The sequence below is a fragment of the Pseudomonas sp. R3-41 genome (assembly GCF_054161485.1).
Genome location: NZ_CP096421.1, coordinates 3,076,859 through 3,099,811, shown reverse-complemented (window position 1 = coordinate 3,099,811; position 22,953 = coordinate 3,076,859). Strand labels below are relative to the sequence as shown.

18 protein-coding genes are annotated in these 22,953 nt (G+C 61.3%); 13 read left to right on the top strand and 5 right to left on the bottom strand.

The window, feature by feature from the left end:
* The first annotated feature begins 232 nt into the window (after positions 1 to 232).
* Genes M1D99_RS13925 through fabI form a run of 6 tightly spaced genes read left to right on the top strand, consistent with a single transcriptional unit; the run spans position 233 to position 8,441 of the window.
* Positions 233 to 2,065 (top strand): extracellular solute-binding protein, encoded by a 1,833-nt coding sequence (locus tag M1D99_RS13925; protein WP_458132045.1) that lies wholly within the window; start codon positions 233 to 235, stop codon positions 2,063 to 2,065.
* Entirely contained in the window at positions 2,062 to 3,915 is a 1,854-nt protein-coding gene (locus tag M1D99_RS13920) for an extracellular solute-binding protein (RefSeq protein ID WP_458132044.1), read from the top strand. Before M1D99_RS13925 ends, M1D99_RS13920 begins: the two co-directional genes overlap by 4 nt.
* A gap of 4 nt (positions 3,916 to 3,919) precedes the next feature.
* On the top strand, positions 3,920 to 4,993 hold the full coding sequence (locus M1D99_RS13915) for a microcin C ABC transporter permease YejB (RefSeq protein WP_434575957.1): 1,074 nt from the start codon (positions 3,920 to 3,922) through the stop codon (positions 4,991 to 4,993).
* 1 nt (position 4,994) lies between these two features.
* Positions 4,995 to 6,014 carry an ABC transporter permease gene (locus M1D99_RS13910; RefSeq protein WP_458132043.1) on the top strand — a complete coding sequence of 340 codons (1,020 nt, stop codon included), beginning with the start codon at positions 4,995 to 4,997 and terminating at the stop codon, positions 6,012 to 6,014.
* Position 6,015: 1 nt separating this feature from the next.
* Complete coding sequence (locus M1D99_RS13905; protein ID WP_434702275.1) at positions 6,016 to 7,626, top strand: ABC transporter ATP-binding protein; 1,611 nt, start codon at positions 6,016 to 6,018, stop codon at positions 7,624 to 7,626.
* 20 nt (positions 7,627 to 7,646) lie between these two features.
* A complete protein-coding gene (fabI, locus tag M1D99_RS13900) occupies positions 7,647 to 8,441 on the top strand; it encodes an enoyl-ACP reductase FabI (RefSeq protein ID WP_186704859.1) in 795 nt (264 codons plus the stop codon).
* 411 nt (positions 8,442 to 8,852) lie between these two features.
* On the opposite strand, the gene M1D99_RS13895 is transcribed toward fabI, so the two are convergent.
* A complete protein-coding gene (locus tag M1D99_RS13895) occupies positions 8,853 to 9,815 on the bottom strand; it encodes a diguanylate cyclase (protein WP_458132042.1) in 963 nt (320 codons plus the stop codon).
* A 137-nt stretch (positions 9,816 to 9,952) separates the two neighbouring features.
* Between M1D99_RS13895 and M1D99_RS13890 the strand changes: the two genes are divergently transcribed.
* Positions 9,953 to 10,777, top strand: coding sequence for an AraC family transcriptional regulator (locus M1D99_RS13890; protein ID WP_458132041.1), 825 nt, complete (start codon positions 9,953 to 9,955; stop codon positions 10,775 to 10,777).
* A gap of 222 nt (positions 10,778 to 10,999) precedes the next feature.
* Here M1D99_RS13890 and M1D99_RS13885 read toward each other — a convergent pair whose 3' ends face one another.
* Positions 11,000 to 11,587 (bottom strand): LysE family translocator, encoded by a 588-nt coding sequence (locus tag M1D99_RS13885; protein WP_458132040.1) that lies wholly within the window; start codon positions 11,585 to 11,587, stop codon positions 11,000 to 11,002.
* Positions 11,588 to 11,761: 174 nt separating this feature from the next.
* Between M1D99_RS13885 and M1D99_RS13880 the strand changes: the two genes are divergently transcribed.
* Complete coding sequence (locus M1D99_RS13880) at positions 11,762 to 13,216, top strand: TrkH family potassium uptake protein (protein WP_458132039.1); 1,455 nt, start codon at positions 11,762 to 11,764, stop codon at positions 13,214 to 13,216.
* Positions 13,217 to 13,291: 75 nt separating this feature from the next.
* On the opposite strand, the gene M1D99_RS13875 is transcribed toward M1D99_RS13880, so the two are convergent.
* Positions 13,292 to 13,798, bottom strand: coding sequence for a hypothetical protein (locus M1D99_RS13875; RefSeq protein WP_458132038.1), 507 nt, complete (start codon positions 13,796 to 13,798; stop codon positions 13,292 to 13,294).
* A gap of 145 nt (positions 13,799 to 13,943) precedes the next feature.
* Between M1D99_RS13875 and M1D99_RS13870 the strand changes: the two genes are divergently transcribed.
* The 3 genes from M1D99_RS13870 (at position 13,944) to M1D99_RS13860 (ending at position 16,350) form a co-directional block, all read left to right on the top strand.
* Positions 13,944 to 15,026, top strand: coding sequence for a bifunctional transcriptional activator/DNA repair enzyme AdaA (locus M1D99_RS13870; RefSeq protein WP_458132037.1), 1,083 nt, complete (start codon positions 13,944 to 13,946; stop codon positions 15,024 to 15,026).
* A 23-nt stretch (positions 15,027 to 15,049) separates the two neighbouring features.
* On the top strand, positions 15,050 to 15,664 hold the full coding sequence (locus M1D99_RS13865; protein ID WP_458132036.1) for a DNA-3-methyladenine glycosylase family protein: 615 nt from the start codon (positions 15,050 to 15,052) through the stop codon (positions 15,662 to 15,664).
* 197 nt (positions 15,665 to 15,861) lie between these two features.
* Positions 15,862 to 16,350 carry a GFA family protein gene (locus tag M1D99_RS13860; protein ID WP_458132035.1) on the top strand — a complete coding sequence of 163 codons (489 nt, stop codon included), beginning with the start codon at positions 15,862 to 15,864 and terminating at the stop codon, positions 16,348 to 16,350.
* 280 nt (positions 16,351 to 16,630) lie between these two features.
* On the opposite strand, the gene M1D99_RS13855 is transcribed toward M1D99_RS13860, so the two are convergent.
* Positions 16,631 to 17,236, bottom strand: coding sequence for a tRNA-(ms[2]io[6]A)-hydroxylase (locus tag M1D99_RS13855; RefSeq protein WP_434575941.1), 606 nt, complete (start codon positions 17,234 to 17,236; stop codon positions 16,631 to 16,633).
* A gap of 178 nt (positions 17,237 to 17,414) precedes the next feature.
* Between M1D99_RS13855 and M1D99_RS13850 the strand changes: the two genes are divergently transcribed.
* Positions 17,415 to 18,278, top strand: coding sequence for a universal stress protein (locus M1D99_RS13850; RefSeq protein WP_186728522.1), 864 nt, complete (start codon positions 17,415 to 17,417; stop codon positions 18,276 to 18,278).
* Between the two features lie 217 nt (positions 18,279 to 18,495).
* Here the strand turns inward: M1D99_RS13850 and M1D99_RS13845 are convergent, their stop codons facing one another.
* Positions 18,496 to 18,966 carry a DUF1289 domain-containing protein gene (locus M1D99_RS13845; RefSeq protein ID WP_186704849.1) on the bottom strand — a complete coding sequence of 157 codons (471 nt, stop codon included), beginning with the start codon at positions 18,964 to 18,966 and terminating at the stop codon, positions 18,496 to 18,498.
* A 408-nt stretch (positions 18,967 to 19,374) separates the two neighbouring features.
* Between M1D99_RS13845 and acnB the strand changes: the two genes are divergently transcribed.
* A complete protein-coding gene (gene acnB / locus M1D99_RS13840) occupies positions 19,375 to 21,984 on the top strand; it encodes a bifunctional aconitate hydratase 2/2-methylisocitrate dehydratase (protein ID WP_092348756.1) in 2,610 nt (869 codons plus the stop codon).
* Positions 21,985 to 22,953: the final 969 nt, after the last annotated feature.

Genomic DNA, 22,953 nt, shown 5'->3' with positions numbered 1-22,953 from the left:
CGCAGGGCTGCGCAGCAGACCCGAATCTGGCACCTCGGTGTGACAGATGGATTGGGTCACGGCTTTTGGGGTTGCTGCGCAACCCAGCGGGAGCAAGCTCCCTCGCCACAAAGCGTTCTCGCGCCGGTTTCGAGTAATCCGAGACGCTTTGGCACCCCGCCTTTTTCCTGCCGATACAAGCTGTTACTGTACAGGCCATAAAAGCCCAAGCCGCCTGGATCGGATCTCAGACTTGATACGTCCCCTCCTCCTGCTCCTGATCAGCCTGGCCTTGAGCTCTCCCGCCAGCGCAACCATCAGCGAAAGCCATGGTTATGCACAGTTCGGCACGCTCAAGTACCCGGCCAGGTTCACCCACTTCGACTGGGTCAACCCGCAAGCGCCCAAGGGCGGAGTCTTGCGGGTCATGGCATTCGGCACCTTCGATACGCTCAATCCCTACACATTCAAGGGCAGCAGCCCGGTTTCCACCCCCAATTTCCTGCAATACGGCATCAATGAGCTGAACGAACCGCTGATGGTCGGCACCGGCCAGTACGCACCGTCCGGTGATGAACCGACGTCGAGCTATGGCCTGATCGCCCAGTCGGTGGAATACAGCGAAGATCGCAGTTGGGTGGTGTTCAACCTGCGCCCCGAGGCGCGGTTCCACGATGGCGCCCCCATCACCGCTTATGACGTGGCGTTCTCCTACCGCACGCTGCTCAAGGACGGCCACCCGCAATACCGCACCAACCTGCAGGAAGTGCTACGGGTCGACATTCTCAATCCGCTGAAAATCCGCTTCGTATTCAAGCGCGCGGGCAATCCGCTGCTGATCCTGCGCCTGGGTGAGCTGCCGGTGTTGCCCCAGCATTACTGGAAAGGCCGCGATTTCAAGGCGACGACCTTCGAGCCGCCCCTGGGCAGCGGGCCGTATCGCATCACCAAAGTGCAACCCGGTCGCCAACTGGTGTTCGAACGGGTCAAGAGCTACTGGGGCAAGGACCTGCCGGTCAATCGCGGCAAGTACAACTACGACCGCATGGATGTGGAGTTCTACCGTGACAGCGAAGTTGCCTTCGAAGCCTTCAAGGCCGGTGAATTCGACATCTACATCGAGCACCAGGCCAAGAACTGGGCCAACGGCTATCAATTCCCGGCGGTCAACCGCGGCAACGTGATCAAGGCGCAGATTCCCCACCAGATCCCGACCCAGACCCAAGGCCTGTTCATGAACACCCGGCGCGGCACGTTCGCCGAGATCAAGGTACGTGAAGCCCTGGGGCTGATGTTCGATTTCGAGTGGACCAACCGCACCCTGTTCAGCGGCGCCTACAAACGCACCCTCAGCTACTACCCCAACAGCGAATTCTCCGTCACCGGCCTGCCGGTGGGTCATGAATGGCTACTGCTCAAGCCGTACCGCGAACAACTGCCACCTGAACTGCTCACCGAACCCTTCAGCTTGCCCAAGACCGACGGGCGCGGCATCCCTCGGGAAACCTTGCGCAAAGCATTGGGACTCCTGAAGGAGGCCGGTTGGAGCCTAAACGGCCAGCGCCTGCTGAACGCCGATAGCCAGCCCCTGAGCTTCGAAATCCTGCTGGTGAACCCGAACCTGGAGCGCATCCTGCAGCCCTACGTCGAAAACCTCGCCAGCATCGGCATCCAGGCACGGCTGCGCACGGTGGACCGAGCCCAGTACAAGCAGCGCCTGGACCAGTTCGACTTCGACATGATCCTGCTGACCTTGGGCCAGACCCTCAGCCCGGGGCTGGAGCAGTGGCAGTACTTCCATTCCAGCCAGGTCGGGGTCAAGGGCAGCAAGAACTACGCCGGGATCGCCAACCCGGTGGTCGACCACCTGTTGGAAAAACTGCTCGCCGCCCAGACCCGCGACGAACAGGTCGCCGCCGGCAAGGCCCTGGATCGCGTGCTGTTGTGGCAGCATTACTGCATTCCCAACTGGTATCTCAATTATCATCGCCTGGCGTACCGCAACCGGTTCGCCTTCGTCACCACGCCGCCCTACACCCTGGGCCTGAGCGCCTGGTGGCTGAAATCTTCGGAGAAAGATCAATGAAGCCTCTACGTGCCCTGCTCCTGCAGGCCAGTTGCCTGTTATTCGCCGGGCTGGCCTGCGCTGCGCCGCAGCACGCCTTGACGCTGTACAACGAGCCGCCGAAGTACCCGGCGGATTTCAAGCATTTCGACTACGTGAACCCCGATGCGCCCAAGGGTGGAATATTCCGCCAAGGCGGGTTTGGCAGCTTCGACAGCCTCAACCCGTTCATCAGCAAAGGCGTACCGGCCGACGACATCGGCCTGATCTACGACACCTTGGCCAAGCAGGGCCTGGACGAACCGTTCACCGAATACGGGTTGATCGCCGAAAAAATCGAGAAAGCCCCGGACAATGGCTGGGTGCGCTTCTACCTGCGCCCCGAAGCCCGTTTCAACGATGGCCACCCGGTACGCGCAGAAGACGTCGTCTTCAGCTTCCAGACCCTGACCAAGGACGGCGCCCCGATGTTCCGCGGCTATTACAACGACGTCGCCGAAGTCATCGCCGAAGATCCGCTCAAGGTCCTCTTCAAGTTCAAGCACACCAATAATCGCGAGCTGCCATTGATCCTCGGACAGTTACCCGTCCTGCCCAAGCATTGGTGGGCCAGTCGAGATTTCAACAAGGGCAACCTTGAGATCCCTCTGGGCAGCGGTCCCTACAAGGTCGCCGAAGTGAAGGCCGGACGCTCGATCCGCTATGAGCGCGTGAAGGACTATTGGGGCAAGGACCTGCCAGTCAACCGTGGCTTCTACAATTTCGACGTGCTGACCACCGACTATTACCGCGACAACACCGTGGCCGTGGAGGCGTTGAAAGCGGGGCAGTTCGATTACTGGCTGGAAATGGCCGCCAAGAACTGGGCCAACGCCTACAACATTCCGGCGGTGACCGAAGGTCGGTTGGTCAAGGAACAGATCCCCAACGGCAACCCTACCGGCATGCAGGGCTTTATCTACAACCTGCGTCGCCCGGTTTTCCAAGACGTACGGGTACGCAAGGCCCTAAGCCTGCTGCTGGACTTCGAGTGGACCAACAAACAGCTGTTCCATGGCGCCTACGCCCGCACCCGCAGCTATTTCGAGAATTCGGAGATGGCGGCGACCGGGCTGCCTGGCGAAGACGAACTGAAAATCCTCGAACCCTTGCGTGGCAAGATTCCCGAGCAGGTCTTCACCGAAGCCTTCCAGCCTTCGATGTGTGACGGCAGCGGCATGATCCGTGACCAGCAACGCAAGGCCTATCACCTGCTGCAGGAGGCCGGATGGCGCATCGTCGACGACAAGATGGTCGATGCCCAAGGCAAGCCCGTGGTGCTGGAGTTTCTGCTGGCCCAGACCGAGTTCGAGCGAGTCTTGTTGCCATTCAAGCGCAACCTGAGTGACCTGGGCATCGAACTGGTGATTCGCCGCGTGGACGTGTCCCAGTACATCAACCGTGTGCGCTCCCGGGACTTCGACCTGGTGGTGGGCAGCTTCCCGCAATCCAGCTCGCCAGGTAATGAACAGCGCGAGTTCTGGATGTCCGCCGCCGCCGACAAGCCCGGCAGCCGCAACACCATGGGCTTGAAGGACCCGGCCGTTGACCAGTTGGTGGAGCAATTGATCAACGCCGATTCGCGCAAGAGCCTGGTGGCCCATGCCCGGGCATTGGACCGCGTCCTGCAATGGGGCTACTACGTGATCCCCAACTGGCACATCAAGACCTGGCGCGTGGCCTATTGGAACCACATCGGCCACCCGAAAGTCACGCCGACCTACGACATCGGTACCACCACCTGGTGGGTCAAGCCGGAGGTCAAACCGGCCGATGAAGTAGAAAAGCAGGTTATCGAGCAGCAAGTCGCCGCCCCTGCGAGCGTGGAGTAACAAGATGCTGGCTTATATTTTTCGGCGACTGCTGCTGATCATTCCCACCCTGTTCGGCATTCTGTTGATCAACTTCGTCATCATCCAAGCCGCGCCCGGCGGGCCGGTTGAACAGATGATCGCCAAGCTCGAGGGCTTCGAGGGCGCCACCAGCCGCATCGCCGGCGGCGGTGCCGAAGTATCGGTGGCCGGTTCTTCCTACCGCGGCGCCCAGGGCCTGGACCCGGCGCTGGTCAAGGAAATCGAACGCATGTACGGCTTCGACAAGCCGGCGCCCGAACGCCTGTGGATCATGATCAAGAATTACGCCCGCCTGGACTTCGGCGACAGTTTTTTCCGCGACGCCAAGGTCATCGACTTGATCAAGGAAAAGATGCCAGTGTCCATCTCCCTCGGCCTGTGGAGCACGCTGATCATGTACCTGGTGTCGATCCCGCTGGGGATCGCCAAGGCCACGCGCCATGGCAGCCATTTCGACGTGTGGACCAGCTCGGCAATCATCGTCGGCTACGCGATCCCGTCGTTCCTGTTCGCCATCCTGCTGATCGTGGTATTTGCCGGCGGCAGTTATTTCGACTGGTTCCCGTTGCGCGGACTGACTTCAAACAACTTCGACGAATTGAGCATGGGCGGCAAGATTCTCGATTACTTCTGGCACCTGGCCTTGCCCGTGACCGCCCTGGTGATCGGCAACTTCGCCACCATGACCCTGCTGACCAAGAACAGCTTCCTCGACGAAATCAACAAGCAATACGTGGTCACCGCCAAGGCCAAGGGCCTGACCCGCCATCGAGTGCTCTACGGCCATGTCTTCCGCAACGCCATGCTGCTGGTGATCGCCGGTTTCCCTTCGGCATTCATCGGGATCTTTTTCACCGGCTCGCTGCTGGTGGAAGTGATCTTCTCCCTCGACGGCCTCGGCCTGATGAGTTTCGAAGCGGCCATCAACCGCGACTACCCGGTGGTGTTCGGCACCCTGTTCATCTTCACCTTGCTGGGGCTGGTGGTGAAACTGATCGGCGACCTGACCTACACCTTTGTCGATCCGCGCATCGACTTCGAAAGCCGGGAGCATTGAGATGAACCTGTCCCCTCTCAATCGCCGTCGCTTCGAATTGTTCAAGGCCAACAAGCGTGGCTGGTGGTCGCTGTGGCTGTTCCTGGTCCTGTTCGGGCTGAGCCTGGGCGCCGAGCTGATCGCCAACGACAAGCCGTTGGTGGTGTATTACGACGACGGCTGGTACTTCCCGGCCCTCAAGCGCTACCCGGAAACCACGTTCGGCGGCGAGTTCCCCCTGGAAGCAAACTACAAGAGCCCCTATATCCGCGAACTGCTGGCCGCCAAGGACGCCTGGGTGCTGTGGGCGCCGATCCCGTTCAGCTACCAGAGCATCAACTACGACCTGAAGGTCCCGGCCCCGGCCCCCCCTTCTGCCATGAATTGGCTGGGTACCGACGACCAGGGCCGCGATGTCCTCGCCCGGATCATCTACGGCTTCCGCATTTCGGTACTGTTCGCCCTGACGCTGACGCTGCTCAGCTCGATCATCGGCGTGATCGCCGGCGCCCTGCAGGGCTTCTATGGCGGCTGGGTGGACCTGGCCGGCCAGCGCTTCCTGGAAATCTGGTCCGGGCTGCCAGTGTTGTACCTGTTGATCATCCTGGCCAGCTTCGTGCAGCCCAATTTCTGGTGGCTACTGGGGATCATGCTGCTGTTTTCCTGGATGAGCCTGGTGGACGTGGTCCGCGCCGAGTTCCTGCGCGGGCGCAACCTCGAATACGTGCGCGCCGCCCGGGCCCTGGGCATGCAGAACGGCGCGATCATGTTCCGCCACATCTTGCCCAACGCCATGGTCTCGACCATGACCTTCATGCCGTTCATCCTCACCGGCGCCATCGGCACCCTCACCGCCCTGGATTTCCTCGGCTTTGGCCTGCCGCCGGGCGCGCCGTCCCTGGGCGAACTGGTGGCCCAGGGCAAGTCCAACCTCCAGGCGCCATGGCTGGGCATCAGCGCGTTCGCCGTGCTGGCCCTGATGCTGAGCCTGTTGGTGTTCATCGGCGAGTCCGCTCGCGATGCCTTCGATCCGAGGAAGTGATATGAACCAGGACAATCTGATCGAAGTGCGCGACCTGGCGGTGGAGTTCGTTGTCGGCGAACGCCGCCAGCGCGTGGTCGAGGGCGTGAGTTTCGATATCCAGCGCGGCGAAACCCTGGCCCTGGTGGGTGAAAGCGGCTCGGGCAAGTCGGTCACCGCCCACTCGATCCTGCGCTTGCTGCCCTACCCCCTGGCCCATCACCCCACCGGGACCATCCAGTACGCCGGCCAGGATTTACTGGGGCTGAAGGAAAAAACCATTCGCCATATCCGCGGCAACCGGATCGCGATGATCTTCCAGGAGCCGATGACCTCCCTCAACCCGCTGCACTCCATCGAAAAACAGATCAATGAAGTGCTCGGCATCCACAAGGGCCTGAGCGGCAAGGTCGCGACCCGCCGGACCCTTGAGTTGCTGGAGCTGGTCGGCATTCCCGAGCCCCACAAGCGCCTCAAGGCCCTGCCCCACGAGTTGTCCGGCGGCCAGCGCCAGCGGGTGATGATCGCCATGGCCCTGGCCAACGAGCCGGAACTGCTGATCGCCGACGAGCCGACCACCGCCCTGGACGTCACCGTCCAGCTGAAAATCCTCCAATTGCTCAAGGAATTGCAGGCGCGCTTGGGCATGTCGCTGCTGTTGATCAGCCACGATTTGAACCTGGTGCGAAGAATTGCGCATCGCGTATGTGTCATGCAGCGCGGTTGCATCGTCGAACAGGCATCGTGCGAAGAGTTGTTCCGCGCGCCGCAGCATCCGTACACTCGGGAACTGCTGGGCGCTGAACCCAGCGGCACCCCGGCGAACAATGTCGTCGGCCCGCCGCTGTTGCAGGTAGAGGACCTGAAAGTCTGGTTCCCGATCAAGAAAGGCCTGTTCAAACGCACGGTGGACTACATCAAGGCCGTGGACGGAATCCGCTTCAGCCTGCCCCAGGGCCAGACCCTGGGCATCGTCGGCGAAAGCGGCTCCGGCAAGTCCACCCTGGGGCTGGCAATCCTGCGGTTGATCGGCAGCCAGGGTGGGATCCGCTTCGAAGGCAAGTCGTTGGACAACCTGACGCAGCAGCAAGTCCGACCGCTGCGCCGGGAGATGCAAGTGGTGTTTCAGGACCCCTTCGGTAGCCTGAGCCCACGGATGTGCGTCAGCCAGATCGTCGGCGAAGGCCTGCGGATCCACAAGATCGGCACCGAAGCCGAACAGGAACAAGCGATAATCGCGGCATTGAAGGAGGTAGGCCTGGACCCGGAAACCCGGAACCGCTACCCCCATGAATTTTCCGGAGGGCAACGGCAGCGTATCGCCATTGCCCGGGCCCTGGTGCTCAAGCCGGCGTTGATCCTGCTGGATGAACCAACGTCGGCGCTGGACCGTACCGTGCAACGCCAAGTGGTGGAGCTGTTGCGGTCGTTGCAAACCAAGTACAACCTGACGTACCTGTTTATCAGCCATGACCTGGCTGTCGTCAAAGCGCTGAGCCACCAGCTGATGGTGGTCAAGCATGGCCAAGTGGTCGAACAAGGTGATGCCCGCAGCATATTCGCCGCGCCGCAGCACCCCTATACACAGCAGTTGCTGGAGGCCGCCTTCCTGGCCCCAACAACTGCCGAATAACCTGAAAAGAGGAGCAACACATGGGTTTTCTCGCCGGTAAGCGCGTACTGATCGTCGGTGTCGCCAGCAAGCTGTCCATCGCATCCGGCATCGCCGCCGCCATGCATCGCGAGGGCGCTGAGCTTGCCTTCACTTATCAGAACGACAAACTCAAGGGTCGTGTCGAAGAGTTCGCACAGGGCTGGGGCTCGAGCCCTGAGCTGTGCTTCCCGTGCGACGTGGCCAGCGATGAAGAAATCGCCAAGGTCTTCCAAGAGCTGAGCAAGAAGTGGGACGGCCTGGACTGCATCGTGCACTCCGTGGGCTTCGCACCGGGCGACCAACTGGACGGCGACTTCACCGAAGCCACCACCCGTGAAGGTTTCCGCATCGCCCACGACATCAGCGCCTACAGCTTCGTGGCCCTGGCCAAGGCCGGTCGCGAAATGATGAAAGGCCGCAACGGCAGCCTGCTGACCCTCTCGTACCTGGGGGCCGAGCGCACCATGCCGAACTACAACGTCATGGGCATGGCCAAGGCTTCCCTGGAAGCTGGCGTGCGCTACCTGGCCGGTTCCCTGGGCCCGGACGGCACCCGCGTCAACTGCGTATCGGCAGGCCCGATCCGCACCCTCGCCGCTTCCGGCATCAAGAACTTCCGCAAGATGCTGGCCGCCAACGAAGCGCAAACCCCGCTGCGTCGCAACGTCACCATCGAAGAAGTCGGCAACGCCGGCGCCTTCCTGTGCTCGGACCTGGCGTCGGGCATCAGCGGCGAAATCATGTACGTGGACGGCGGCTTCAACACCACCGCCATGGGTAATATCGAAGAGTAATCTTCACGCGCATCACGCTTAACAAAACGCCGCTCGTCCTGGAAAGGGCAAGCGGCGTTTTTTATTCGATTGCCTGATTGCACCGCCATTCCCTGTGGGAACGAGCTTGCTCGCGATGGCGGTATGTCGGTGATATGGCCCCGTGGCGAGGGAGCTTGCTCCCGCTCGGCTGCGAAGCAGTCGTGAACCGGCGGGTGCGGTGTGTCTGACGCTCCGCATTCGGCAGGTTTTGGGGCCGCTTCGCGCCCCAGCGGGAGCAAGCTCCCTCGCCACGGATTGTCGACGACCTTAAGTAAACAGCGTTACCTGTGGGAGCGGGCTTGCTCGCGAAAGCGGTGGGTCAGCTTGCATTGATATTGAATGTACCGACGCCTTCGCGAGCAAGCCCGCTCCCACAGGGATTAGCCTGTGCTAGCTGCGCAGCGCCTGCTTCTGCGCATACATCGCCGCATCCGCGTCAGCCAGCAGGTTATCGATCGACCGATGGCGCTGGGCGTCGTACTCGATCTGGCCGACGCTGAACCGAATGTCATAGCCGCGCTGCAACATCGCATTGCGCTCGTGAAGGATTTCCTGGAGCCGTGCCATGATCGTCGTTGTCTCGACATGGGAAGAACCCGTGAGCAGCGCCACGAATTCATCACCGCCCAAGCGACCGATCACATCACTTTCGCGAAAGGCGATGCGCAGCACGTCGGCGAAGGTTTTCAGCGCGCTGTCACCCTCGGCGTGTCCATAGCGATCATTGATCGGCTTGAAGTCGTTGAGGTCGAAAAACAGCAGCGTCGCCGGTCGCGACAAGCGATCACACACACTCAACGCATGCTGGGCCAGCGTCCTGAAGCCGCGGCGATTGGACAACAGCGTCAGCTCGTCCATGCTCGCCATCTGCACCGCGACCATTTCCTGCTCGGCCATGCGCGCCAGGTCACGCAGCAGTTCGCGTTCCTCGTCATTGAGCCGGCGCGGCTTGGTGTCGAGCAGGCACAACGTGCCCAGCTTGCTGCCATCCTCCAACCCCAGCGGATGCCCTGCGTAGAAGCGAATCCCAGGCGCGTCCGTGACCAGTGGGTTGTCGTGGAAGCGCTCGTCCTGTTCCGCATCGCAGATCTCCAGGATCTGATCCTGCAAAATCGCATGCCCGCAAAACGAAACTTCCCGCGAGGTTTCGCTGGCCTCCAGGCCAGCGCTGGACTTGAACCACTGCCGGTTGGCGTCCACCAGCGACACCAGGGCGATGGGCACGTCAAACAGGCGTCGGGCAAGGCGGGTCAGGCGATCAAAGCGCTCTTCGGGTGCGGTATCGAGCAGTTTGAGCGAGTGCAGATTCTTGAGGCGAACGGCTTCGTTGTCCGGTTTACCTGGCGCAAGCATCGGAAACTCCATTGGCGGGATTGCTTGGAGTCTAGTCCAGGACCATGGCCCTTGAAGCCGAACAGCCAAATCCAACGGGCATTTGCCGGCCAGGGCTAATACACTGCCACTCAGGTTCACGACGAGGATGCTGACCGATGAAGCACGCCAACCCTGACGCCGCCCCACGCTTCTGGCGCGACGCGGCCCTGCCCTTCATCGAAGCCCGCGCCATCGACGATGGGCGCAAGGTCTGCTATTCGCGTCACTCCCATGATCACTTCTCCATCGGCGCGATCACCGCCGGGCGCAGTACCTATTTCCACGAACGCTCGAGTTTCCAGGTGGAAAGCGGCACAGTGGTGCTGATGAACCCCGGCGACGTCCATGCCTGCAACCCAATCGACGATCAGCCCTGGTCCTACGTGATGTTGTACGTCGACACCCAGTGGCTCAGGGATCTGCAGCGCCGTATCGGCTTTGACGAAAACCTCGATTTCCAAGGGTTCGCCACTACCCACAGCCGCGACGCAGAGCTGTTTGCCGCGTTGGGACGGTTGTATGGGCAATTGGTGGACGAGCAACTCGACACGGCCGGCAAGCACGCCGCCGCCGAGGCTTTTTTCATGGACCTGCAACAACGGCTCAACCCTGCTGGCCGTCCGGACCGGGGCAGTCATCCAGGGCTGATGCGTGCGGCGCAATTTATCCATGACCATTGCAGCGAAGCCTTGAAGCTCGAAGACATCTGCACCGCCGCGCAGCTGTCGCCGTCCTACCTGAGCCGAGCCTTCAAGCGCCATTACGGGATGACGCCCCACGCCTTCCTGGTCAACCGCCGGATCCAGTTTGCCCGGCGCCAATTGCGCGAAGGCAAGCCGATCGCCGACGTAGCGCTGGACTGTGGGTTTGCCGACCAGGCGCATTTCCAGCGCGCCTTCAAGCAACACCTGGCGGCGACGCCCGGGCAATATCGCGGCTGATACCACCATCAACAGCTTGTTTGGACCGAGGGCCCAATGGATCTCTGTGGCGAGGGAGCTTGCTCCCGCTGGGCTACGCAGTAGCCCTCGATTCCGGGCGACTGCTGCGCAGTCGAGCGGGAGCAAGCTCCCTCGCCACAACAGCGTTCCCACCTCTAAAGCGCGGATTGCAGCCACAACAGCACTTGCTTCTTAAAAACCAGGGTTGCCGCCCACTTCAGCTCACGGCAACAACAGATACACCGCACTCACCACCAACAACACCGCCATGGCCCGGTTGAACAGGCGCATGGTCGCCGGATTCCCCAGCCATGAGCGCAGGAAACTCCCGGCGTAGGCCCAGCAGCCCACCGAGAGGTAGCAGATCACCAGGTAGATCGTCGCAAACTGCCACACCAGCCGCACCTCGCCATCGGCGACGAATGCGCCCATTCCCGCCACACAGGCCAGCCAGGCCTTGGGGTTGAGCCACTGCATCAGCGCGCCGTAGAGCATCGACGGCGCACGCCCCTCGTCCCGCCCTCCCAGCTCGCCATTGTCCATCGCCAGTTTCCAGGCCATGAACAGCAGGAAGGCCACACCCGCCAGTTGCACCACGCGCGTAAGCCCCGGCCAACGCTGCAACACTTCATGCAACCCCAACCCCATCAAGACCAGCAGCAGGACAAACCCGAGGGTAGCGCCGGCCACGTGCCGCAACGTGGCCCGAAACCCGTAGCGGGCCCCGGAGCTGAGGGCGACGATATTGACCGGGCCCGGGGTAATGGAAGCCACCAGCGCAAAGGTCGCCATGGAAAATATCAAGCTCATCACATATCTTCTTCAGTTCAGGAACGAGTCCCCAAGGTAAAGGGGCCCGCTTCGGGGGTATTGAAGAAAACTGCCTTGTCATCGAGCGTCACCGTCTATTTTTTTACGCAAACTTTACGCGGTAGCCGATTAACCAAATCGATACTGTGCGGCTCAATGGAGCAGGCGTTTCTCATGTCGATTGCGGTTCTGCGTCTCATCGGTTTCATCCTCGGAATTTTCCTGATTACCCTGGCGATCAGCATGGCGATCCCGCTGTTCACGCTGATGTTTTACGAGCGCAACGATGACTTGTCGGCGTTTCTTTGGTCGAGCCTGATTACCTTCGTGTGTGGTATCGCCCTGGTCGCCCGTGGACGACCGGAACATGTCCACATGCGCCCCAGGGAAATGTACCTGTTGACCACCGCCAGTTGGGTGGTGGTCTGCGCCTTCGCCGCCCTGCCGATGGTATTCATCCAGCACATCAGTTACACCGATGCATTTTTCGAGACGATGTCGGGCATCACGACCACCGGCTCGACCATCCTCACCGGGTTGGATACCTCGTCTCCCGGCCTGTTGATCTGGCGCTCAATGCTGCATTGGCTCGGCGGCATCGGCTTTATCGGCATGGCCGTGGCAATCCTGCCGCTGCTGCGGGTCGGCGGCATGCGGCTGTTCCAGACCGAATCATCGGACTGGTCGGAAAAAGTCACGCCGCGCTCTCACGTCGCGGCCAACTACATTCTTTGGATCTATGTCGGGTTGACCGCCTTCTCGACCCTGGCGCTGTGGCTGGCCGGGATGACCCCCTTCGAGGCGATCAACCATGCGATGTCCTTGATCTCCACTGGCGGTTTCTCTACATCCGACGCTTCCCTGGCGCACTGGACGCAACCGGCCATTCACTGGGTATCAGTCGTTGTCATGATGGCGGGATCGCTGCCCTTTACGCTGTATGTCGCGACACTGCGGGGCAACAGGCGCGCATTGCTCAAGGATCAGCAGGTTCGGGGCTTCATTGGATTTTTGGTTGTTACCTGGCTCGTGGTCGGTACCTGGCTGAGCCTGAACAGTGATCATGGTTGGTGGGACGCGGTTCGCATCGTGGCCGTCAATGTCACCTCTGTCGTCACCACCACAGGCGTGGCGTTGGGTGACTACACGCTGTGGGGCAGTTTCGCCCTGTTGCTGTTCTTCTACTTGACGTTCGTGGGTGGTTGCTCGGGGTCCACGGCCGGCGGGTTGAAAATCTTTCGTTTTCAAGTAGCCGGGGCACTGCTGATGGGCAGCCTGAAGCAATTGATCCACCCCCGGGCGGTGATCCGGAAAAAATACAACAACCATCCCATCGACGAAGAAATCGTCCGCTCGCTGCTGACCTTTTCGTTTTTCTTCACCATCACGATTGGCGCCATTGCCCTGGGCCTGGCGCTGATCGGCCTGGATTGGACAACCGCCCTGACCGGCGCCGCCACCGCGGTGTGCAACGTAGGCCCGGGCTTGGGCAACATCATCGGACCAGCCGGCAACTTCTCGACCCTGCCCGATGCAGCAAAATGGCTGTTGACCATCGGCATGCTGCTGGGGCGATTGGAGATCCTGACGGTGCTGGTGTTGTTCACCCCGGTGTTCTGGAAATATTGAACGCGATGGTCATGCGTAACTGACAGACGAAAAAAAGCCGCGACACCTTGCAGGTATCGCGGCTTGTTCGGGCGATCAGCGATCGTTCTTGATCGAAGAGCTGGTCGCGTTGGTCAGGCCCTTGGTGTTGTGGGTGCCTGGCGTGGCAGTGGAAATCGCCGACGCCTTGGTCAGGCCGCGCGTATCACGGTCCTTGGCGATGGTCGACGTCAACGACGCCTTGCTGGTACGGTCGGTGCGGGTGGCACCGGTGTGCTTGCCGCTCACGCCATGGTCCCGGGTGCGGGTACGAGTGCCGGTGTGGTCGCTGGCCAATCCTTTGCCGAGGCCGCGGGCGTCGCCCGACTTGTCATGGCCCTGGCCACCGCCAATACCAGCAGCGTGGCCACCGCCATTACCACCACCGTTTCCTCCGCCGTGACCGCCACCACCGCCATTGCCGCCGCCACCGCCACCGCCGCCGCCATTGCCCGCGGCGTAGCTCGAACCGATCGGCGACAGGTCGGCAGGCAACAAGGCCGAGGCACCGAACGCCAAGGCACAGACAGCAACGGCGATGAGGGATTTCTTATGTTTGGACATGATGTCTCCGAAAGACAAAAACAGCGGGTGAACCTTTAAGACTCGAAGGTTCAATTTTTGTTCGCGACCACCCGACAAACAACCGGAAAATTCACTGTCGATTTTTCGGTGGAGTCGTTCCGGACACGGTTCTATGCTCTGCTCCATGAACCTACACGACTCGCTGCTCCCGCCCCATGCCGAGATGGTCCGCGCCATGCTCGAACGAGACACCGCCTACGAGGGGGTGTTCTTCACTGCGGTCAAGACCACTGGCATCTTCTGTCGCCCCAGTTGCACCGCGCGCAAGCCGAAACCGGAGAACGTGGAGTTCTTCGCCCACGCCGACGAAGCGATGTCGGCCGGCTACCGCGCCTGCCTGCGCTGCAAGCCGCTGGACGCTGCGGCCATTGCGCCGGACTGGATCCAAGCCCTGCTCAAGGCGGTGGACGCCGAACCCGACCTGCGCTGGACCGACGCAGTGCTGCTGGAGCAAGGCGTCGAACCGCTGAAACTGCGCCGCTGGTTCAAACAACATTTCGGCATGACTTTTCACGCCTACCTGCGCACCCGTCGCCTGGGCATTGCCTTGGGCGGTATCAAGGACGGCACTTCCATCGACAATGCAGCGTTCGATTCCGGCTATGAATCGTTGAGCGGGTTTCGCGACGCCTTCGTCAAATCCTTCCACATCACGCCGGGCCGCGCGGCCCTCAGCGAACCCTTGTTGTTCACCCGCCTGACCACGCCATTGGGGCCGATGCTGGCCATGGCCGAACGACGGGGCCTGGTGCTGCTGGAGTTCCTCGACCGTCCGGCCCTGACCAAGGAATTGGAAGAACTGCAGCAACGCTACGGCTACACGGTCGCGCCAGGGCACAACGCTCACCTGCAACAGATCGAAACCGAACTGGCCGAGTATTTCGCCGGCAAACTCACGACGTTCACCGTCCCGCTGCACATGCCCGGCAGTGCATTCGCCATACGAGTCTGGACCGAACTGCAAAAAATTCCCTATGGCGAAACCCGCAGCTACGGCGGCATCGCCACGGCCCTGGGCAGCCCGGGTGCCAGCCGCGCCGTGGGCTTGGCCAACGGGCAGAATCGCCTGGCCATCGTCATTCCCTGCCACCGGGTGATCGGTGCGGATGGCTCGTTGACCGGCTATGGTGGCGGCCAGCCGCGCAAGGCGTTTCTGCTGCGGCTGGAAAAAGCCGCGGTGCAGGTTTCGCTGCCCCTGGCGTTTTGAGCGCCCCGGAGAATGAATACCTGATGCCCGTGCCCTACCACGACGCCAGCGCCTTCCTGGCCAATCTCGACAAAGACTGGCGACGGCACGTCGAGACGATCGGTCCTTGCCTGCTGCAACCCAAGCCGGCCCGGGATCCCTATGAAGCCTTGGTCCGGGCGATTGCCTACCAGCAACTGCACGCCAAGGCAGGCGATGCGATCCTGGGTCGACTGCTGGCGTTGTTCCCGGCGCAGACCTTCCCCTCCCCCACGCAGATCCTGGCGACAGACGTTGCGCAACTGCGCAGTTGTGGATTTTCCGCCAGCAAGATCGCAACCATCCAGGGTATCGCCCAAGCAGCCCTGGATGGGGTGGTACCGGATTACGCCACGGCGCGGGCAATGGAAGACGAAGGGTTGATCGAACGCCTGGTCAGCCTGCGCGGCGTCGGGCGCTGGACCGTGGAAATGCTGCTGATCTACAGCCTGGAGCGGCCCGACATCCTGCCGGCCGATGACTTTGGCGTGCGCGAGGGGTATCGACGGCTCAAGGGGTTGGCGCAACAGCCCAGCCGCAAGCAGATGATCGAGATAGGCCTGGCCTGGCGCCCTTACCGGACGGCGGCCGCGTGGTATTTGTGGCGGGTGCCAAAGTGATGTTGGCTGTACCGACGCCTTCGCGAGCAAGCCCGCTCCCACATTGACCGAGAGCGGACAAAAATCTATGACCGACACAGATCCCCTGTGGGAGCGGGCTTGCTCGCGAAGGCGGTCGCATGGCCCCCTCAATTCAACTGTCAAGACACAAACCGTCTAGGCTGTACTGAGCCATTTCCAATCCACTGGAGGTTCCCATGCAGCTAGAAGGATCCTGCCACTGCGGCGCCGTGTCGTTCAGCCTCGCCTGTGCCCACCCCTACCCATACCAACGTTGCTACTGCTCGATCTGCCGCAAGACCCAGGGCGGCGGCGGTTATGCGATCAACCTGGGGGGCGATGCCCAAAGCCTGAAGGTGCATGGTCGCAAGCACATCTCGATCTACCATGCGCGGCTAAAGGACGACGGCGATAAGCGCGCCCACCGCAGCAGTGCCGAGCGGCATTTCTGTTCCCTGTGTGGATCGGGGCTGTGGCTGTTCAGCCCCGAATGGCCGGAGCTGGTGCACCCGTTCGCTTCAGCCATCGACACGCCGCTGCCGGTACCGCCGGAGCATACCCACTTGATGCTCGGGTCCAGGGCTCCGTGGGTAGAGGTCGAGGCGCATAAGGGCGACCAGCAGTTCGAGGTCTACCCCGAAGAGTCCATTGCCCAATGGCATGAACGCCTGGGTTTGACTGGTTGAGAGGCAGCGCTGCAGAAGGCCTCATCGTCGGAACGCCGCCCGGAGCAAGCTCGCTCCCACTGGATTTGGGAAACCCACCCCCTGTGGGAGCGGGCTTGCTCGCGATGGCGGTGGGTCAGCCAGCATTCATTCAACTGACCTGACGCATTCGCGAGCGAGCCCGCTCCCACACTGTTCTGTGGCGTTGCAAATATATTGGTGCCTTACCCAAATTCCCCTGTGGGAGCGAGCTTGCTCCGGGCGGCGTTCCGACGATGGGGTCAGTAGAAACACCTGCGCATTAAAGCGCAGGCACACCACTGTGGAAGCGAAATTCCACATCCGGCGATTCGATCAGTTCCCGCTCGGCCTCACGGACCTTGTCGATCACCTGGGCAATGTCCTTGGCATCGCCATACTGGTAAGCCAGTTTCAGGTACCCCTGGAAATGCCGCGCTTCGCTTTTCAGCAAACCGAAGTAGAACTTGCCCAACTCCTCGTCCAGGTGCGGCACCAGGGCCTCGAAACGCTCGCAACTGCGGGCTTCGATGAAGGCGCCGACGACGAGGGTGTCTACCAGCTTGACCGGCTCGTGGCTGCGTACCACCTTGCGCAGCCCCGAGGCATAACGGCCGGCGGAGAGCTGGCGCAAGCCGATCTTGCGCTTTTTCATCAGGCGCATGACTTGCTCGTGGTGCACCAGCTCTTCCCGGGCCAGGCGCGACATCAGGTTGATCAGGTCGACGTGGGAATGGTATTTGGCGATCAGGCTCAGGGCGGTGCTGGCCGCCTTGAATTCGCAGTTCTTGTGGTCGATCAGCAACGTTTCCTGGTCGGCCAGCGCGGCCTGAACCCAGGCATCGGGGGTGCGGCAACCAAGGAATTCGTGGATTTCGGGAAGATTCATGGGGCTCACGGGCAAAGGTAGTCGAGCGAAGGGCGCCGATTATACCGGCCTGCCCCCAGACCACCAGCCACCACCGTTGATATGCATCAAGTCGACGGCACACCCACAACCACTAGACTGCCCCACAAGAACTATAGTTGAGCAACGCCAGCCTTTTCATTTCAGGAGAACGCCGATCATGCAAGCCATTCGCAGCATCCTGGTGGTCATCGAACCCGAACATGCGGAAAGCCTGGCGCTCAAGCGCGCCAAACTGATCGCCGGGGTGACTCAGGCCCACCTGCACTTGTTGGTGTGCGACAGAAAACATGACCATGCCGGCCTGCTCGGCGTGCTCAAGAGCGCATTGCTGGCCGACGGCTACAGCGTCACCACCGAACAGGCCTGGAACGAAAGCCTCTACGAAACCATCATCGACGTGCAACAGGCTGAAGGTTGCGGGTTGGTGATCAAACAGCATTTCCCCGACAGCCCATTGAAAAAGGCCCTGCTGACCCCGGCGGACTGGAAACTGCTACGCCATTGCCCGACCCCCGTGCTGCTGGTGAAAACCGCCGGTTCCTGGAAAGACAAGGTGATCCTCGCCGCCGTCGATGTGGGCAATGCCGACGGCGAGCATCGCCACCTGCATTCCACCATCATCGACCATGGCTACGACATCGCCCTCCTCGCCAAGGCGCACCTGCATGTCATCAGCGCCCACCCCTCGCCGATGCTCTCGTCCGCCGACCCGACGTTCCAACTCAAGGAAACCATCGAGGCCCGCTACCGCGAGCAATGCCGGGCGTTCCAGGCCGAATTCGACATCGACGATCAGCACCTGCACATCGAAGAAGGCCCGGCGGACGTCTTGATTCCGTACATGGCGCGCAAGCTGCAGGCGGCGGTGACGGTCATCGGCACCGTGGCCCGCTCGGGATTGTCCGGGGTGCTGATCGGCAACACCGCCGAGGCTGTGCTCGACACGCTGGAAAGCGATGTACTGGTGCTCAAGCCCCAGGAGGTGGAGGATCATCTGGTGGAGTTGGCGGTCAAGGAATGACATGAACGCTGTGGCTGATCCAGCCTGCTTTTGTGGCGAGGGAGCTTGCTCCCGCTCGGCTGCGCAGCAGACGCCTGGATTTGTCATGGCCAGGAAATTTTCCAGGTCAAGAGCGAGGGCCGCTTCGCCCGAGGCGTCGGACCGTCCCAGCGGGAGCAAGCTCCCTCGCCACAAAAGCGCCCTGGCACAAAAGCTCCTATGCACAAATGGCTGGTGGTCAGCCGCCAATCGCATCCTTCAGGAACCCCGGCGCGATGTAACGCTGGTAATGGGCTTCGGACAGAAGGAAAAACTCCCGATCAATGGCATCGCGCAGGTCCGGCAGTTCCCAATCGCGAAATTCCGGCATCAACACCATGCCGTAGGCTTCCAGGTTATTGATCACCCGCGCGCCCCGGGCGATCAACTGATAGGCCCAGCAGTATTGCGACTGGTGCGGCACGAAGCGGATCTTGCGTGATTCCAGTTGCTGGCGCAGCAATCCGGGGTCGAAAACCTCCAACTTGGCCACCATCACCTGCACCAACAGCTGTTCGAGCCGCATCCACACCGCGCGTTTTTCCTCCTCGTTGTAGCCGTTCCAGTGGATCACTTCATGATGGAACCGCTTGCAGCCACGGCACACCAGGTCACCGTAGACAGTGGAGCAAAGGCCGACGCAAGGGGTCTTGATGAGCTGGTTGGGCATAAGGAAACGCACACGCAAAAACAGGACAGGCCGGCATGTTAGCCCTTTGTCTAAGATTGATCACCCCTCAAACTTCCCGGTCCAACTTACCTTTAATTTTTTTTTTCCCGTAGAATCAGCCAGCCTTTTAAGGCGCCAATGTCCGTTAGAAGCTGTTTTCAAAGCGTCACGAGCACAGTCGTTCCTTCAGAGCGGTGTTGGCGAAGGGTCTTTCCAGCGGGGAAAGCCCAACGCCAACCCTCATCAGCTCCCGTTCTGCAGGCGTAAAACTTTGAAAGCAGCTTCTGTGAGGAACTCCGGCAACTCTGGCGTGGAGGCCCAAAAAGCCCCCTGACGCGCATGAGTGCCGTGAGTTTCTGGATGAGCGTCCCGGACACCCATTTGGGACCACTGATGAGGGTAATAACTGTGCTTGAAGCCTACCGCAAACATATCGAAGAGCGTGCAGCCCTGGGTATCGTTCCCCAGCCGCTTAACGCCGAACAAACCGCAGGCCTGATCGAGCTGCTGAAAAATCCTCCGGCTGGCGAAGAAGCTTTCCTCGTTGACCTGATCACCAATCGCGTTCCGCCTGGAGTCGACGAAGCCGCCTACGTCAAGGCCGGTTTCCTGTCCGCCCTGGCCAAGGGCCAGGCCCAATCCCCTCTGCTGGACAAGAAGCGTGCCGTTGAACTGCTCGGCACCATGCAGGGCGGCTACAACATCGTGACCCTGGTGGAGCTGCTGGACGACGCCGAGCTGGCGCCAGTCGCCGCCGAAGAACTCAAGCACACCCTGCTGATGTTCGATGCCTTCCACGACGTGGCTGAAAAAGCCAAGAACGGTAACGTCCACGCCAAGGCCGTGCTGCAATCCTGGGCTGACGGCGAGTGGTTCAAGAAGCGCCCGGTGCTGGCCGACAAGATCAGCCTGCGCGTGTTCAAGGTCACCGGCGAAACCAACACCGACGACCTGTCCCCTGCCCCGGACGCCTGGTCCCGCCCGGACATCCCGCTGCACGCCCTGGCCATGCTGAAAATGGCCCGTGACGGCATCGTTCCGGACGAGCAAGGCAAGACCGGCCCGATGAAGCAGATCGAAGAAATGCGCGGCCAAGGCTTCCCGATCGCCTACGTCGGCGACGTGGTCGGTACCGGCTCCTCGCGTAAATCGGCCACCAACTCGGTGCTGTGGTTCTTCGGCGACGACATTCCTTACGTGCCGAACAAGCGCGCTGGCGGTTTCTGCTTCGGCAGCAAGATCGCTCCGATCTTCTACAACACCATGGAAGATGCCGGCGCACTGCCCATCGAGTTCGACGTGTCGAACATGAACATGGGCGACGTGATCGACCTGTACCCCCATGCCGGCAAGGTCTGCAAGCACGGTACCGACGAAGTCATCACCACCTTCGAAATGAAGACCCCGGTGCTGTTGGATGAAGTCCGCGCTGGCGGCCGTATCCCACTGATCATTGGCCGTGGCCTGACCGAGAAGGCTCGCGCCGAACTGGGCCTGCCAGCGTTCGACCTGTTCAAGAAGCCTGAAGCACCGGCTGAAAGCACCAAGGGTTTCACCCTGGCGCAGAAGATGGTTGGCAAGGCCTGCGGCCTGGCAGAAGGCCAAGGCGTACGCCCTGGTACCTACTGCGAACCGAAAATGACCACCGTGGGTTCCCAGGACACCACCGGTCCAATGACCCGTGACGAACTGAAAGACCTGGCGTGCCTGGGCTTCTCGGCTGACCTGGTGATGCAGTCCTTCTGCCACACCGCGGCCTATCCGAAGCCGATCGACGTGACCACCCACCACACCCTGCCTGACTTCATCATGACCCGCGGCGGCGTTTCCCTGCGTCCGGGCGACGGCATCATCCACTCGTGGCTGAACCGCATGCTGCTGCCAGACACCGTGGGTACCGGCGGTGACTCCCACACCCGTTTCCCGATGGGCATCTCGTTCCCGGCCGGTTCCGGCCTGGTCGCGTTCGCCGCTGCCACCGGCGTCATGCCGCTGGACATGCCGGAATCGATCCTGGTGCGCTTCAAAGGCAAAATGAAACCTGGCATCACCCTGCGTGACCTGGTTCATGCCATTCCGTACTTCGCCATCCAGAACGGTCTGCTGACCGTCGAGAAGAAAGGCAAGAAAAACGCCTTCTCCGGCCGCATCCTGGAAATCGAAGGCCTGGAAGGCTTGACCCTGGAACAGGCTTTCGAACTGTCCGACGCCTCGGCCGAACGTTCGGCTGCCGGTTGCACCATCAAGCTGTCGAAAGAGTCGATCACCGAGTACCTGCAATCGAACATCACCCTGCTGCGCTGGATGATCGGCGAAGGCTACGGTGATGCACGTACCCTGGAACGTCGCGCCCAAGCGATGGAAGCCTGGATCGCCAACCCGCAACTGATGGAAGCCGATGCCGACGCCGAATACGCCGAAGTCATCGAAATCGACCTGGCCGACATCAGCGAGCCTGTGCTCTGCGCGCCGAACGATCCGGACGACGCCCGTCTGCTGTCCAGCGTTGCTGGCGAGAAGATCGACGAAGTGTTCATCGGTTCGTGCATGACCAACATCGGTCACTTCCGCGCTGCCGGTAAGCTGCTGGAGCAGGTCAAGGGCCAGCTGCCAACCCGTCTGTGGCTGTCGCCACCGACCAAGATGGACGCTCACCAGCTCACCGAAGAAGGCTACTACGGCATCTACGGCAAGGCCGGTGCCCGGATGGAAATGCCAGGCTGCTCGCTGTGCATGGGTAACCAGGCACGCGTCGAGCCGAACTCCACCGTGGTGTCGACATCGACCCGTAACTTCCCGAACCGTCTGGGTGACGGCGCGAACGTCTACCTGGCTTCGGCCGAACTGGCGTCCGTTGCGTCGATCCTGGGTCGCCTGCCGACCGTCGAGGAGTACATGGAATACGCCGGCAAGATCGACAGCATGGCAGCGGACGTGTACCGCTACCTGAGCTTCGATCAGATCGCCGAGTTCCGTGAAGCGGCGGCAAACGCCAACATCCCGGTCGTTCAAGCCTAACGCTTAAAACGCCCTACGAAAAACGCCGCCCTTCTTGCGAGGGGCGGCGTTTTTTTATGGCTTGTCTATTTCAGGGGAAATGCCTTTTTTGGGGTGCATATCCTTTTCTGCGGTAACGGCTGCTGGCGGTTCCGCTCTTACAGCGGGTCGCTTTTGGAAGAGCCGGGAGCCGGACCAGCCAAAAGTAACCAAAAACGCTCTGCCCCACCACTCGGTGCCTCGCTTAGGCTCGGCATGCCCTCACTCCGGCATTGCTCCGTGGGCCGCCGCGAAGGGCCATCCATGGCCCAGCGCGGCTACCTCGGCATCCATGCCGAGGTGCCCACTATGCAATGCCTGCGTTCGGCCAGCGTGGTTTAACGGGGCGTCGAGATCAAGATCAAGATCCAAAGCAAGAGCAAGAGCAAGAGCGGGATACATGCCAGCATCTATGTGTCTGAGCCTCCGCTATCGCGAGCAAGCTCCCACAATGAATCTTCAGCGGACACAAAATCCATGTACACCGCAAAAACCTGTGGGAGCGGGCTTGCTCGCGAAGAGGCCGGCACATTCAACATCACCGCAAACTGACCCACCGCCATCGCGAGCAGGCTCGCTCCCACAATGGTCCTGCGGTGAACACAAGACTCATGAACACCCAAGATCACCTGTGGGAGCGCTCGCGATGAGGCCAGCACATCCAACATTTTCGCCGACTGAGGCACCGCCTTCGCGAGCAAGCCCGCTCCCACAGGAGAAACGTGGTCCCACCAAGAACCAGGTCGGCTGTTAGGCCGCCTCGCGGTGGACGTTGATCTCGGCGCCCCGTTAAACCACGCTGGCCGAACGCAGGCATTGTGGAGTGGGCATCCCGGCATGGATGCCGGGATAGCCGCGCTGGGCCATGGATGGCCCTTCGCGGCGGGCCCACGGAGCAATGCCGGAGTGAGGGCATGCCGAGCCCTAGCGAGGCACCGAGTGGTGGGGCAG